The organism is Paragemmobacter amnigenus, assembly GCF_009908265.2.
Taxonomy (GTDB): domain Bacteria; phylum Pseudomonadota; class Alphaproteobacteria; order Rhodobacterales; family Rhodobacteraceae; genus Paragemmobacter; species Paragemmobacter amnigenus.
Window position 1 is genome coordinate 12,717 of record NZ_JAAATX020000014.1, and the last position, 13,417, is coordinate 26,133.

General features: G+C 64.6%; 11 protein-coding genes. 3 read left to right on the forward strand and 8 right to left on the reverse strand.

Annotation, left to right across the window (positions count from 1 at the left end; all coding sequences use genetic code 11):
* Positions 1-231 precede the first annotated feature (231 nt).
* Positions 232-396: a hypothetical protein gene (locus GU927_RS17770; RefSeq protein WP_189382791.1), complete on the forward strand. Its 165-nt coding sequence runs from the start codon at positions 232-234 to the stop codon at positions 394-396.
* 644 nt (positions 397-1,040) lie between these two features.
* Here the strand turns inward: GU927_RS17770 and pcaF are convergent.
* From pcaF to GU927_RS17810, 8 genes are all read right to left on the reverse strand, one after another.
* Complete coding sequence (gene pcaF / locus GU927_RS17775) at positions 1,041-2,240, reverse strand: 3-oxoadipyl-CoA thiolase (protein ID WP_161763799.1); 1,200 nt, start codon at positions 2,238-2,240, stop codon at positions 1,041-1,043.
* A gap of 23 nt (positions 2,241-2,263) precedes the next feature.
* Positions 2,264-3,190 (reverse strand): electron transfer flavoprotein subunit alpha/FixB family protein, encoded by a 927-nt coding sequence (locus GU927_RS17780; protein ID WP_161763800.1) that lies wholly within the window; start codon positions 3,188-3,190, stop codon positions 2,264-2,266.
* A 1-nt stretch (position 3,191) separates the two neighbouring features.
* Positions 3,192-3,953, reverse strand: coding sequence for an electron transfer flavoprotein subunit beta/FixA family protein (locus GU927_RS17785; RefSeq protein ID WP_161763801.1), 762 nt, complete (start codon positions 3,951-3,953; stop codon positions 3,192-3,194).
* Between the two features lie 68 nt (positions 3,954-4,021).
* The gene (locus tag GU927_RS17790; protein ID WP_161763802.1) at positions 4,022-4,777 is read right to left on the reverse strand and encodes an SDR family NAD(P)-dependent oxidoreductase; all 756 of its coding nucleotides are present in this window, start codon (positions 4,775-4,777) and stop codon (positions 4,022-4,024) included.
* A gap of 87 nt (positions 4,778-4,864) precedes the next feature.
* Positions 4,865-6,502 carry a flavin-containing monooxygenase gene (locus tag GU927_RS17795; RefSeq protein ID WP_161763803.1) on the reverse strand — a complete coding sequence of 546 codons (1,638 nt, stop codon included), beginning with the start codon at positions 6,500-6,502 and terminating at the stop codon, positions 4,865-4,867.
* A gap of 114 nt (positions 6,503-6,616) precedes the next feature.
* On the reverse strand, positions 6,617-7,519 hold the full coding sequence (locus GU927_RS17800; protein WP_161763804.1) for an alpha/beta hydrolase: 903 nt from the start codon (positions 7,517-7,519) through the stop codon (positions 6,617-6,619).
* Between the two features lie 207 nt (positions 7,520-7,726).
* On the reverse strand, positions 7,727-9,802 hold the full coding sequence (locus tag GU927_RS17805; protein ID WP_161763805.1) for a 3-hydroxyacyl-CoA dehydrogenase NAD-binding domain-containing protein: 2,076 nt from the start codon (positions 9,800-9,802) through the stop codon (positions 7,727-7,729).
* An 8-nt stretch (positions 9,803-9,810) separates the two neighbouring features.
* Positions 9,811-11,307: an NAD-dependent succinate-semialdehyde dehydrogenase gene (locus GU927_RS17810; RefSeq protein ID WP_232489265.1), complete on the reverse strand. Its 1,497-nt coding sequence runs from the start codon at positions 11,305-11,307 to the stop codon at positions 9,811-9,813.
* A gap of 133 nt (positions 11,308-11,440) precedes the next feature.
* On the opposite strand from GU927_RS17810, the gene GU927_RS17815 reads away from it, so the two are divergent.
* Both GU927_RS17815 and GU927_RS17820 read left to right on the forward strand, forming a co-directional pair.
* The gene (locus tag GU927_RS17815; protein ID WP_161763806.1) at positions 11,441-12,232 is read left to right on the forward strand and encodes an IclR family transcriptional regulator; all 792 of its coding nucleotides are present in this window, start codon (positions 11,441-11,443) and stop codon (positions 12,230-12,232) included.
* Positions 12,233-12,246: 14 nt separating this feature from the next.
* Positions 12,247-13,410 (forward strand): acyl-CoA dehydrogenase family protein, encoded by a 1,164-nt coding sequence (locus GU927_RS17820; protein WP_161763807.1) that lies wholly within the window; start codon positions 12,247-12,249, stop codon positions 13,408-13,410.
* The last annotated feature ends 7 nt before the right edge of the window (positions 13,411-13,417 follow it).

Sequence of the window (13,417 nt, forward strand, 5' to 3'; positions counted from 1 at the left end):
GGACAACCGGCTCCTGACGTTGGGGGACCATCCCCCGCTCGCCATTCCCTTCCTTGCCCCGAATCCCGTCTTCGAGATCAACCCGCAAAGGGGTCGGACTACGGGCAAGCCCGTGCCGCCGGGAGGATTCGGGCGAGCCGAACGCACCCGGTGATGTCAGCCAGTCTTCGGGCCTGCGGGGTCCTGTCGCGCGGGGGATGGTCCCCCGCCTCCAAGACAGGAGCCAAACAGATGTCCCGCAAAGATGCACACGCCTTCGCCGCCTCCCTCGCCGCCACGCTCATGGTCTCGATCGTCGTTTTCCGGGCAGGAGATGGAACCTTCGGCGCTGTTCCCGCCGATGAAATCGACGGCGACGAGGTCGTGATCGTCTCGGAATACGATCCCTTCGGGTGAGGCTTCGGCCTCACTTTCCGAGGGCCTGCCACGGCGCAGGTGCGCCTCCGGGCCTATCTCCGATAGAGTGATCGGCGGTGCCGATCTGAGGAAGGCTTATGTGCCACCAGCACAGATCTTGGGGCGCAGAGGGCGGAAAGCGGCTGTTCGCCGCGGTTAAGACGAATGGCATGTAAGCGCAGGAAGCGAGCCGATGGCAGGGTTGGCCGTGCGACCTTGCCTAAATTATTGCGCGACAATCTGGGTGAGACCGAGAACCTAAGTGGCATGGTTCAAGGGCCGTTGCGGATATCTGTAAGCCTTTCGCGCCTTCCTGATCGGTTGCCGAGCGTTACAGCAATGAGCGGGTTATCTTCAAACGAGCCGTTTATGATCGCCAAAATAGGTCACTGGCAGCGGTAGGATTGGTCTTTCGCGATTTTCTGAATTGCACGTAGATCAACAGAACTTGGGGATGGATGATAGGCAGGGTGGACGCACAACGACGCATGGAACGGGATGGTGACGTCCTTGCCCCTGACAATCTCGACCATGTGCAATCTCCCTTAGCGGCGACAATCGCGTGACCGCCACCCGGGAAGGCTGCCCCCTATGCACTTCGCCTCCTCAAGGATTCGATCTGACTGGACAGGAGAGCGGGCAACTCACACGCGTTCCAGCGCGATGGCGATGCCCTGCCCCACGCCGATGCACATGGTAGAGAGTGAGCGTCTGCCGTTGATGTGGCGCAATTCCAGCGCGGCCGTGCCGGTGATCCTCGCACCCGACATGCCCAAGGGGTGACCCAGCGCGATGGCCCCGCCGTTGCGGTTCACCCGAGGGTCATCGTCGGCGATCCCGAGCTGGCGCAGCGTGGCCACGCCTTGCGCGGCGAAGGCCTCGTTCAGTTCGATCACGTCGAAATCTGCCTGGGAGAGCCCCAGCCGCGCCATCAGTTTCTGGCTCGCGGGTGCCGGGCCGATGCCCATGATGCGCGGCGGCACGCCCGCGGTCGCCCCGCCGAGGACGCGGGCGATCGGCGTCAGGCCATGCGCGCGGGCGGCGTCGGCGCTGGCCAGTATCAGCGCCGCGGCGCCATCGTTGACGCCCGACGCGTTCCCCGCCGTGACCGAGCCGTTCGGGAACAGTGACCGCAGCTTTGCCAGCGCCTCGGCCGTTGTCGCGCGGGGATGCTCATCGCGGTCTACCACCAGCGCCTCGCCCTTGCGCTGCGGGATCGTGACAGGGGTGATCTCAGCCGCGAGGCGCCCGTTGACTTGCGCAGCCGACGCCTTGGCCTGGCTGGACAGTGCCATCGCGTCCTGCGCCTCGCGGCTGATGCCGTAGTCATCCGCCACGTTCTGCCCGGTCTGCGGCATCGAATCCGTGCCGTAGGCCGCGTGCATCGCCGGATTGATCAGCCGCCAGCCGATGGTGGTGTCGCAGATCTCGGCGTTGCGAGAAAAGGCGTTGTCGGCCTTGGGCATTACGAAGGGGGCGCGGCTCATGCTTTCGACACCGCCCGCGATGACTAGCTGCGCCTCGCCGGCGGCGATCTGGCGCGCCGCGGTCAGCACCGCGTCCATTCCCGAGCCACAAAGCCGGTTGATCGTGGTCCCGGTGACGCCGACCGGCAGCCCCGCCAGCAACAGCGACATCCGCGCCACGTTGCGGTTATCCTCGCCCGCCTGGTTGGCGCAGCCGAAGATCACGTCATCGACCGCCGCCCAGTCCACACCCGCGTTGCGGTCCATCAGCGCTCGCAGGGGAATGGCCGCCAGATCGTCGGGGCGCACCGATGAGAGCGCCCCGCCATAGCGCCCGATCGGCGTGCGGATGTAGTCGCAGATGAAGACGTCGGTCATGTTGGTGCTCCGAGTGTGGCAACTTACAGCTTCTCGATCATTTCCGGCACGGCGGTAAACAGGTCTGCGACCAATCCATAGTCGGCGACCTGGAAGATTGGGGCCTCTTCGTCCTTGTTGATCGCGACGATGACCTTCGAATCCTTCATCCCGGCGAGGTGCTGGATCGCACCCGAGATGCCGACGGCGACGTAAAGGTCCGGAGCCACGACCTTGCCGGTCTGCCCGACTTGCCAGTCGTTCGGCGCAAAGCCCGAGTCCACCGCGGCGCGCGAGGCACCGACAGCGGCGTTCAGCTTGTCCGCGAGCTTCTCAATCAGCGCGAACTCGGTCTGCGAGCCCACGCCACGTCCGCCCGAGACCACGATCCCGGCCGACGTCAGCTCGGGACGGTCGGGGGACGCGACCTTATCCTCGACCCAGGCGGACAGCCCGCTGTCGACCGAGGCCGAGACCTTCTCGACCGGGGCGTTACCGCCCTTGCCCGCCGCATCGAAAGTCGCGGTGCGGATGGTCAGCACCTTCTTCGTATCCGAGGTCTTGACCGTGTGGATCGCGTTCCCGGCATAGATTGGCCGGTCGAAGGTCGCAGCGTCATGCACCGCCAGCACTTCCGAGATCACCATGACGTCCAGCAGGGCTGCCACGCGGGGCAGGACCGACTTGGACAATGCGCCCGAGGCGGCGACGATGTGCTCGTAGTCACCGGCCAGCGACACGACCAGCGCGGCGGTGGGCTCGGCCAGGCCATGCGCGTAGGCCCCGTCCTCGGCCAGTAGTACCTTCGCCACGCCTTCCAGCGTCGCGGTCTCGGCCGCAGCGGCCGCTGCATCGGGATCCGCGACCAGCACGGTCACTGGACCCAGCGATTTCACCGCGGTCAACGCCTTCGCCACCTGGTCGGTCGCGAGTTTCCCGTCAGCAACGTCGGCAAGAAGAAGAACGGCCATCTCAGATCACCCCTGCTTCGTCTTTGAGTTTTGCGATCAGCTCGGCCACCGAGCCGACCTTAACGCCCGCCTTGCGGCCCGCCGGTTCCACGGTCTTGACGACCGACAGCCGCGGGCTCACGTCCACGCCGTAGTCGGCAGGCGTCTTGGTCGCCAGCGGCTTGGCCTTGGCCTTCATTATGTTCGGCAGCGAGGCATAGCGCGGCTCGTTCAGGCGCAGGTCGACGGTGATGATCGTCGGCATCTTGACTGTGATCGTCTGCAGACCGCCGTCCACCTCGCGGGTGACCTTGGCTTGGTCGCCGTTGATCGACACTTCCGAGGCGAAGGTCGCCTGGCTCCAGCCGAGAAGCGCCGATAGCATCTGGCCGGTGGCGTTCATGTCGTTGTCGATCGCCTGCTTGCCGCAAAGGACGAGGCCCGGCTTTTCTTCCTTCACCACGGCCGCCAGCAGCTTGGCCACGGCCAAGGGCTCGATGTCCACATGCAGGTTGTCCGTCGCCTCGATCAGGATGGCGCGGTCGGCCCCCATCGCAAGCGCGGTCCGCAGCGTTTCCTGGGCCTGCTTGACGCCGATGGAGACGACCACGACCTCGGTCGCGATGCCCTTCTCCTTCAGACGGATCGCCTCTTCCACGGCAATCTCGTCAAAGGGGTTCATCGACATCTTCACATTGGCCAGATCGACACCCGTGCCATCCGCCTTCACGCGGACCTTCACGTTGTAGTCGATCACCCGTTTGACAGGCACCAGAACCTTCATGGGAGAGCTTCCTTTCTCACATCCCCTGTCCGCCCGGTCGTGCTGGGCGGACAGGGCAGTCATGTGCGTCAGTTTGCGGTGTAGCCACCGTCCACGACGATCTCGGCGCCATGGACGAACGAGGCTTCGTCCGAAGCAAGGAACAGCACCGCGTTCGACACTTCCTCGGGCTTGCTCGGACGCTTGAGGAGCGTGCAGCCCAGGATCGCCTGCCGCGTGGCCGGATCGGCGTGCAGCAGATCCTTGGTCATCGGCGTGTCAATGACGCCGGGGTGGATCGAGTTCACCCGGATCCCGGTATCTGCCAGATCGACGGCACAGGATTTGGTCAGCATCCTCACAGCACCCTTGGAACCGATATAGGCCCCGGCCATTGCCGCACCGACGATGCCGTAGATCGACGAAATGTTCACGATCGAGGCCTTGTCCGCTTCCTTCATCAGCGGCACGGCCGCGCGGATGCCCAGATAGACGCCCTTCACGTTGACGTTCATCGTCAGGTCGAATTCCTCGGGCGTTGTTTCGTGCAGGGGCTTCAAGATCAGCACGCCCGCGTTGTTGACAAGGATGTCCAGCCGCCCGGCCTTGGCACGCACAGTGGCAATGGCGTTGGCCCAGTCGGCTTCGCTTGCCACGTCATGCTTGATGAAGTCGGCCTTGCCACCTGCTGCCACAATGCCCTTGGCAACCGCCTCACCCGCCGCCACGTCGCGGTCGGTGACGAAGACATGCGCGCCTTCCCGCGCCAGAAGTTCGGAGTGGGATTTGCCCATCCCCATTGCTGCGCCCGTCACGAGGGCGACTTTTCCCGATACACGTCCCACAGACTCTCTCCCTTATTGCTGTGTGGTTTTCTTGGCGCATGGCGGGCCGGGCACAATCCTGCCCGGCCCGCCGCGCGTTCCGTAGCTTCAGGCGCTTGCCATCTCGCGGTCGAAGATCATGGTCTGGTAACCACCATCCTTCACCGCGTTGATCGCGTTGCGGTAATTGCCGATGCCCGCCATGTAGAACATCACCGCGTTCTTCTTGCCGGGGATGTTCGCACCGAAGATCCAACTTTCGGCTTTCGGGAATAGGGTCATGTCCGCAATTGTCCGGCAGAGCGTGACCCATTCGTCCCGGGCGGCCTCGGTCGGCTCGATGGCCTTCAGGCCCTTGCCCTCCATCATCTCGATGGTGTCGGCGATCCACTCGACCTGCGTTTCGATGCTCGGCGGCAGGTTGGTGAAGGGGCCATTCGGGCCAAGGATCATGAAGAGGTTCGGGAAATCCGTCTCCATCATGCCCAGATAGCCCAGGGGGCCGTCCTTCCACTTGTCGCGCATGGTGACGCCGCCGCGGCCGCGCATGTCCATCTTGACGTAGTTGCCGTCCACCGCGTCAAAGCCAGTGGCGAAGATCACCACATCCAGCTCATGCTCCGCGCCACTTTCCAGCCGGATACCGGTCGCGGTGAACTCGGCGATCGGGTCGGCCTTTACATCGGCGAGGGTGACGTTGGGCCGATTGTAGACCTCATAGTAGTTGTTCCCGCACAAGGGGCGCTTGGCATAGATGTCGCGCGGCGTCAGCGCCTTTGCGGTTGCGGGATCCTTCACGATTTCCTTGATTTTCTTCTTGATGAAGTCGGCAGCCGCGTCATTTGCGATCTGGCTGGTCGCAATGTCGCAGAACGTTCCAAACATGAAGTAGAAGCCGCCGCCGCGCTGCCATGCGGCCTCGAACACGCGTTCGCGTTCTTCAGGCGAAGCGGTTTCCGCAGGCACGGTGCTTTCCTCGAAGCCGAAGGCCACGACCGAGGATTTCACTTGTTTCCAGATGTCGTCGTAGTTGGCCTTTTGCTGGGCGATCGTCGCCTCGTCCTGGGGCGTGTTGCCGATCGGCACGACATATTGGGGCGAGCGCTGGAATACCGTAAGATGCCCGGCAATCGGAGCGGTCGCGGTGATGACCTGAACCCCGGTCGAGCCGGTGCCGATCACGCCGACGCGCTTGCCCTTGAGTTCGACACCCTCGGGCCAGTAGCCGGTGTGCAGCATCTGGCCCTTGAAGCTGTCAATGCCCTTGTATTTCGGCGTGTTCGTCGCGGACAGCAGGCCAAGCGCCGTGATCAAGTATTTCGCGGTGACCGTCTCGCCCTTGTCGGTTGTCACATGCCACAGCCCGGTTTCGTCATTGAAATGGGTCGCGGTGACACGAGTGTTGAACTGGAAGCTGCGGCGCAGGTCGTAGGTGTCTGCAACCTCGTTCATGTAGGCGCGGATTTCGGGCTGGGTAAGATAGCGGGTCTTCCAGCGACCCTTTTGCAAAAGCTCGCCGCTGAAGGAATAGCGGTAGACGAAGCTTTCGGTATCCGACAGCGCGCCGGGATAGCGGTTCCAGTACCAGGTGCCACCCACATCGCCTGCACTGTCGAAGGCCTTGACGTTCAGGCCCTGTTCATTGCGCAATTTGTAGACGGAATAGAGACCGCCGAAGCCCGCACCGATGACGACAGCATCGAAATCGGCGCCCTTGGTCTTTGTGGTTTCAACAGATTTGGTCATGATACTCCTCCCAGAGCATGGCACTGCCGCCCCGCGAAAAGCGGGTGAAAGGCCGGTTGACTGTGATGATATTTGTTGCTGCCCCGCGCCAGCTGGCGGCGCGGGGCAGTCGGATCAGAGGGCGCGATACCAAGCGGCGATGCGTGCCAGTTCCTGATCGGCCTCGGGGGCGCGGCCCGACAGGGCCGGGAAGACGTGCTGCATCCCCGGCACCACCGAGAGTGCGACGTTCACGCCCTGCGACTTGGCCTTGGCGGCCAGCGACTCGGAATCGCTTTGCAGCGTCTCGGCCCCGCCGCAAGTGATGTAGAGCGGCGGGAAGCCGGTGAAATCGTTTTCCAGCGGGTTGGCCAGCGGGTTCAGCGGATCGGTCGCGCCGCCGAGGAACATGCCGGCCATCGCTTCAAGGATCGGCTTGCCGACCAGCGCATCGGTGGCGGCGTTGGTTTCCAACGTCTTGCCGCGCAGCGCCATGTCAAGCCAGGGCGAATAGGCGATGACCGCACCCGGAAGGGGCAGGCCAAGGTCGCGGAACTTCAGCACCGAAGCGATGGCGAGGTTGCCACCCGCGCTGTCGCCTGCAGTCAGAATGTTCCTCGCCTCGAACCCTTGGGCCAGCAGCGCTTTGTAAGCGGCCACGGCATCCTCGATCTGGGCGGGGAAGGGGTGTTCCGGCGCACGGCGATAGTGCAGAATGCAGGCGGTCACGCCCAGCACTTTAGCAAGATGGCCCGCCATCTTTCGGTGGCTGTCGGCCGAACCAACAGCAAACCCGCCGCCATGAGTATAAACGATCACGCGCTTGGCGTCGGCGCCCACGGGCAGGGCCCAGATCGCCTCGACCCCGCCGACATGGTCGCTCTTGTAGGTGACGTTCTCCGGTTCCAGCGCGGGCTGGCCCCATTCGTCGAACATGCTGCGCAGGTTGGCGATGGTCAGGCCGGGGTTCGCGACCATTTGGTCGGTCCAGCTCTGATAGAGCGCACGCAGTGTATCGGCTTCCTTGCTGATTGCCATTTTATCCTCCAATGGTGGTGTTCCTGCCTTTCCTCGCCTCCGTCCGATCCTCCATCGGCACAGGGGGGCACGGAATATCCCTGATCACGAGACGCTACAGCCATTGGCGGTACCGCGTATTGAACGTGCTTGCTTGCCGCGTAGCATCTTCTTGCTGTTTCGCGCCCCCAGTGCGGCGCGGGGGCGGTCCGGGCTGGGGCGCGGGGATCAGGCGTTGGCCTTGGCGGCGTTCAGGCTGTCCAGGGTCAGCCCCTTTGCGGCCAGACGCGCCAGCAGCGGCGGCACCGCCCATCCCTGCGGATCGGCCGTGGCCAGCGCCGCATAGCGCGCCAGCAGGTCTTTCGCCCCAAGGCTGTCGGCATGATGCATCAACCCGCCGCGCCAGCGCGGAAAGCCGTAGCCATGCACCAGCGCCAGGTCGATGTCCTGCGGCCGTTCGGCGATGCCTTCGTCAAGGATGGCACAGGCCTCGGCGATCATCGCCAGGGTGATCCGCTCGACGATCCCCTCTGCGGTAAAGCTGCGCCGCGTCTTGCCCGCTTCGGCCGAGACCCGGTGGATCTCCTCCGTCACCAGTGCCGACACCACGGGCTTGCCCTCTGCGCCGTAATCATACCACCCCGCGCCGGTCTTACGGCCAAGGCGCTTGTGATCCTCGACCAGCCGTTCCACCAGCGGGACGTGACGCGGGGTGGCGCCAGCGTTCTGCCGCCGGATGTTGGCGTAAGCGATGTCCAGGCCGGACATGTCCTGCGCCTCATAAGGCCCCATCGCCATGCCGAAGCCCTGCATCGCGGCATCGATCTCGGCCGGCAAGGCGCCCTCGACCAGCAAGAGGTTCGCCTCCTGCCGGTAGCGCGTCAGGATGCGGTTGCCGATGAAGCCGTCGCACACACCCGACAGGACCGGAACCTTGCCTAACCGCCGTGCCAGCGCGAAACCCGCGCCAAGTGTTTCGGGCGAGGTGCGCTCGCCCTTCACGATCTCCAAGAGCTTCATGACATGGGCCGGGCTGAAGAAATGCAGCCCGAGGAACCTCGTCGGGTTCTTTAGGTCATCGGCGAGGCGGTTCACGTCAAGGTATGAGGTGTTGGTGGCCAGGATGGTTTCTGGCGGCAGGGCGGCCTCAAGCTCGGCAAAGATCGCGCGCTTGACGTCAAAATCCTCGAATGCCGCCTCGATGGCCAGATCGGCGGGTGGCAGGTTGTCGTATCCGGCTACGGTGGTCAGGCGGCCGTGAACGGCTTCGCCGTCGATTGCAGACAGCGTGCCACGGGCGACCCCCTGATCAACCAGCTTGCGAAGATTGTCCTCGGCCCGCCCCGCCGCCGTCGCGTCACGCTCGACAATCGTCACCGCGATGCCTCCGGTTGCGAAGGCGTAGGCGATGGAGGCCCCCATGTTGCCGCCGCCGACGACAATGGCCGTCGCTATATCGCGCGCCGGTCTGGGATAGTCGCGCCCACGGTTGCCAGCCGCCCGTTCGGTAAAGAACACATGCCTGAGCGCGCGCGCCTGAGCCGAGGCGCGCAGGTCCAAAAACGCCGCCCGTTCTCGCGCCAGCCCTTCGGCCAGCGGCAGCGTGGCACTGGCCGCGACCAGACCCACGGCGATTGGCGGCGCAATCTGGCCGGTCAGGCGCCGCTTCGCATGAGCCAGCATAGCGGCCACGGCGTCCTCATCCACTTGGGGCGCGGGTTGCTCGTCCGGCCCTCGCGCTGCGGCAAGTAGAGCGTCGTCAATGGCCAGCGCGACTGCCAGCGGGTTGTCCGCAAGCTTGTCGACCAGCCCCAGCGACAGCGCCTTGCCTGCCGCGATGGCCTTGCCGGTCACGATCATGTCCAGCGCCGCCTTGACGCCGATCAGGCGCGGCAGCCTTTGCGTCCCGCCTGCGCCCGGAACAATGCCCAGAACCACCTCGGGCAGGCCAAGCTGCGCGCCGGGCGCGGCGATGCGGTATCGGCAGGCTAGCGCGATCTCCAGCCCGCCGCCCAATGCCGCCCCGTTGATCGCGGCGATCGTCGGGATCGCCAGCCCCGCAAGATGCAGCAGCACATCGTTCAGGTGCGGTTCGATCGGCGGCAGGCCGAACTCCCTCGCATCCGCACCCGCGACAAAGGTGTTGCCCGCGCCGGTGACGATCAGGCGGGTCGCGCCCTGTGCCATCGCCGCGTCCATCCCACGCATCAGTCCCGCCCGAACCTCGGCACTGAGCAGGTTCAAGGGCGCATTGTCGAAGGTCAGGATGGCCGCGCCACCACTCAGGTTCAGATCAACGGACATGTTAGACCTCACTGGACCGGCGCGGAATTGCGCGAGATGAACTTGGTGGACAGGTAGCCGTCAAACGTCTCGGTCCCGCCTTCGCTGCCATAGCCACTGTCGCGTACGCCGCCGAACGGCGTTTCCGGCAGGGCGAGGCCGAAGTGGTTGATGCTGACCATCCCCGCTTGCAAGCCTGCTGCTGCACGGTCGGCCCGTTCCAACGAATTGGTGAAGATGTAGGAAGCAAGGCCGAAGGGCAGGCCATTGGCGCGTGCCAACCCGTCCTCGATCTCGCGGAAGGGCGACACGACCGCGACCGGACCGAAGGGCTCGTCGCGCATCAGGGCGATGCTGTCGTCGGGCGTGTTGACGATCGTGGGCGCGTAGAAACTGCCGCTGTTGCCGATCCGGGTGCCCCCGGTCAGCACCTCGGCGCCGTTGTCGCGCGCATCGGCCACAAGCCTTTCCATCGCCGTCACCCGGCCCGCATGGCAAAGCGGTCCCATCTGCGTGCCCTCGGCCAGGCCGTCACCGACCTTCACGGCCTGAAACGCCGAGACCAGCTCCGCAAGGAACCGCTCGTGAATGCCCGCCTGCACAAAGAATCGGGTGGGCGAGACGCAGACCTGCCCGGCATTGCGCAGCTTGTTGCCCGCCAGAGCCCGCGCTGCCGCTCCGGCATCCGCGTCATCGAAGACCAGCACCGGCGCGTGGCCGCCCAGTTCCATCGTGGCCCGCTTCATGTGCCGCCCGGCCAGCGCGGCTAGATGCTTGCCCACCTCGACCGACCCGGTGAAGGTGATCTTGCGCAAGACCGGATGCGCGATAAGCGTTTCCGAGATGAAGGCCGAGTTGCCCCAGACGAGGTTCAGGCAACCCTCGGGCAGACCCGCCTCCTGCAGGAAGCGCGCGATGGCAAGGCAGCCTGCCGGGGCTTCGGCCGGGCCTTTCAGGATCATCGTGCAGCCCGACGCCAGCGCGGCGGCGACCTTTCGCACAGCCTGGCTCAGCGGAAAGTTCCAAGGGGTGATGGCAAGGCAGACACCCACCGGCTCGCGCACGACCAACTGCTGCACCGTCGGATTGCGCGAAGGCACGATGCGGCCATAGATGCGGCGACATTCCTCGGCGTGCCAGTCGACGTGGTCGGCGGACGCGCGCACCTCGACCAGCGCTTCGGCTAGCGGCTTGCCTTCATCCAGCGTGATCCAGCGGGCGATCATCGCATCGTTTTGCCGCAGAAGATCGGCGAACCGGCGCAGGATCGCGCCACGATCGGTGGGCGAACGGTCCTTCCAAGTGGCAAAGGCCGATTCGGCGTGGCGCACCGCACGCTCCAGATCCTCGGCCGTGGCCTGGGGAATTCGGCCAATCTCGACCCCGTTGGCCGGGTTGATGACCGCCCGATCGCCGGTAGTTGCACTCGCCAGCCAATCCTTGCCGATGAGGTGGCGGATTTGCGGGTAATCCAGATTATTCATGATGTTCACGTCCTCGCTTGGCAGCGCCACCCGCTGTTCCATTGATGCAAGCGGGATAAGGCGGGCAGCTTCTTTATTCCGCTATGCGGAAAAATATTCCGCAGTATTGACGTGGACCATATCTTTGCTTTAGAGATCATTCAATACGCAGCATCTGTCCTTGAGGAGGGACACCGTGAGGCCAAGGAAGGAGAAACCCGAGGATGACGAACAGGACCGCGACTTCGTGGTGGCCTTGGCGCGCGGCCTGGAACTTCTGCGCGCCTTCCGGCGTGAGGGCGAGGCGCTGGGCAACCGCGATCTTGCCGAACGCGCGGCGCTCAGCAAATCCACCGTCTCACGGCTGACCTACACGCTGCACAAACTGGGGTATCTCAGCTACAACCCAGACACCGCGCGCTACGTGTTGGCGCCCCCGGTGCTGTCACTGGGCTTTTCCTGCCTTGCTGGGATGCCCCTGCGGCAACTGGCCAAGCCTTACATGCAGGAACTCGCCGATTACACCGGGATGCCGGTGGCAATGGCCAGCCGCGACCGCCTGTCGATGGTCTATCTGGAACGCTGCAAGGGCACCAATGCGGTGACGCTCGCGATCGAAGTCGGCGCGCATATCAAGCTGGCCACCACCGCAGTCGGCCGGGCCTGTATCGCCGCCCACCCCGAGGACGAGCGCGCCCGGATGATCGACGAGGTGCGCGAGCACGAAGGCGAGAACTGGCCAAACGTCCAGCCCGGTATCGAAAAGGCGATCGAGGATTACCAGACCCGTGGCTACTGCACCTCCTATACCGAATGGAAGCGCGACGTGAACGCGGTGGCGGTGCCCTTCATCCCACGCGACGGCTCGCCCATCGTCGCCTTCAACTGTGGCGGCCCCTCGCAGACCCTGACGCGCGACTGGATCGAAAGTGATGTCGCGCCCCGCCTTATCAACGTTGTCCGCCACGTGGCGGCCGTAGCCCCCTGACCCCAGAGAATACCATGGCCCTAGACTCCGATACACTCGCCCAGTTCCTCGACGCGCTCGACCGCTTCGTCAAGGAACGCCTGATCCCGAACGAGGCGCTGGTCGCCGAAGAAGACGCGATCCCGCCCGCGCTGGTGCAGGAGATCCGGGAAATGGGCCTTTTCGGCATGTCGATCCCAGAGGAATACGGCGGCCTTGGCCTTTCCATGTCCGAAGAGGTGCAGGCCGCCTTCGTGCTGGGTCAGACCTCGCCGGTGTTCCGCTCACTGGTCGGCACCAACAACGGCATCGGGTCGCAGGGCATCATCATCGACGGCACCGCCGAACAGAAGGCGAAATACCTGCCCGCGCTGGCTTCCGGCGAAATGATCGCCTCCTTTGCGCTGACCGAACCGGATGCTGGGTCGGACGCAGGCAGCTTGCGCACCACCGCCCGCCGCGATGGTGACCATTTCGTGCTGAACGGGACCAAGCGCTATATCACCAACGCGTCGCGCGCCGATGTCTTCACCGTTTTTGCCCGCACCAATCCCGAGACAAAGGGATCGTCCGGCGTCAGCGCCTTCATCGTCGAGGCCGGAACGCAAGGCCTGTCGCTGGGCCAGCCCGACAAGAAGATGGGTCAGAAGGGCTCGCACACCTGCGACGTGATCCTTGAAGATGTCCGCGTCCCCGCCGCCAACATCATTGGTGGCCCGGCGCGGGAAAACCAAGGCTTCAAGACCGCGATGAAGGTGCTGGACCGGGGGCGTCTGCATATCTCGGCAGTCTGCGTCGGGGCAGCCGAACGGCTGATCCGCGATGCGCTGGCCTATGCGATGGAGCGCCGCCAGTTCGGCGAACCGATTGCCGAAAAGCAACTGATTCAGGCCATGCTGGCAGACAGCCGCACCGAAGCCTTCGCCGCCCGCTGCATGATCGAGGAAACAGCCCGGCGCAAGGACGCCGGGGCGAACGTGTCCACCGATGCCGCCTGCTGCAAGATGTATGCCTCGGAAATGGTGGGCCGGGTGGCCGACCGGGCGGTGCAGATCCACGGCGGCGCAGGCTACATGGCCGAATATGCCGTCGAACGCTTCTACCGCGATGTGCGCCTTTTCCGCATCTACGAAGGCACCACCCAGATCCAGCAGGTTCTGATCGCGCGGAACATGATCCGCGATGCTGCTGCCGCCTGACCGAACC

Excerpts from the sequence above, each read along its gene's own strand:
- GU927_RS17770 (WP_189382791.1), top strand. The coding sequence starts at position 232 with ATGTCCCGCAAAGATGCACACGCCTTCGCCGCCTCCCTCGCCGCCACG.
- pcaF (WP_161763799.1), bottom strand. The coding sequence starts at position 2,240 with ATGACCGACGTCTTCATCTGCGACTACATCCGCACGCCGATCGGGCGC.
- GU927_RS17780 (WP_161763800.1), bottom strand. The coding sequence starts at position 3,190 with ATGGCCGTTCTTCTTCTTGCCGACGTTGCTGACGGGAAACTCGCGACC.
- GU927_RS17785 (WP_161763801.1), bottom strand. The coding sequence starts at position 3,953 with ATGAAGGTTCTGGTGCCTGTCAAACGGGTGATCGACTACAACGTGAAG.
- GU927_RS17795 (WP_161763803.1), bottom strand. The coding sequence starts at position 6,502 with ATGACCAAATCTGTTGAAACCACAAAGACCAAGGGCGCCGATTTCGAT.
- GU927_RS17800 (WP_161763804.1), bottom strand. The coding sequence starts at position 7,519 with ATGGCAATCAGCAAGGAAGCCGATACACTGCGTGCGCTCTATCAGAGC.
- GU927_RS17805 (WP_161763805.1), bottom strand. The coding sequence starts at position 9,802 with ATGTCCGTTGATCTGAACCTGAGTGGTGGCGCGGCCATCCTGACCTTC.
- GU927_RS17810 (WP_232489265.1), bottom strand. The coding sequence starts at position 11,307 with ATGGAACAGCGGGTGGCGCTGCCAAGCGAGGACGTGAACATCATGAAT.
- GU927_RS17820 (WP_161763807.1), top strand. The coding sequence starts at position 12,247 with ATGGCCCTAGACTCCGATACACTCGCCCAGTTCCTCGACGCGCTCGAC.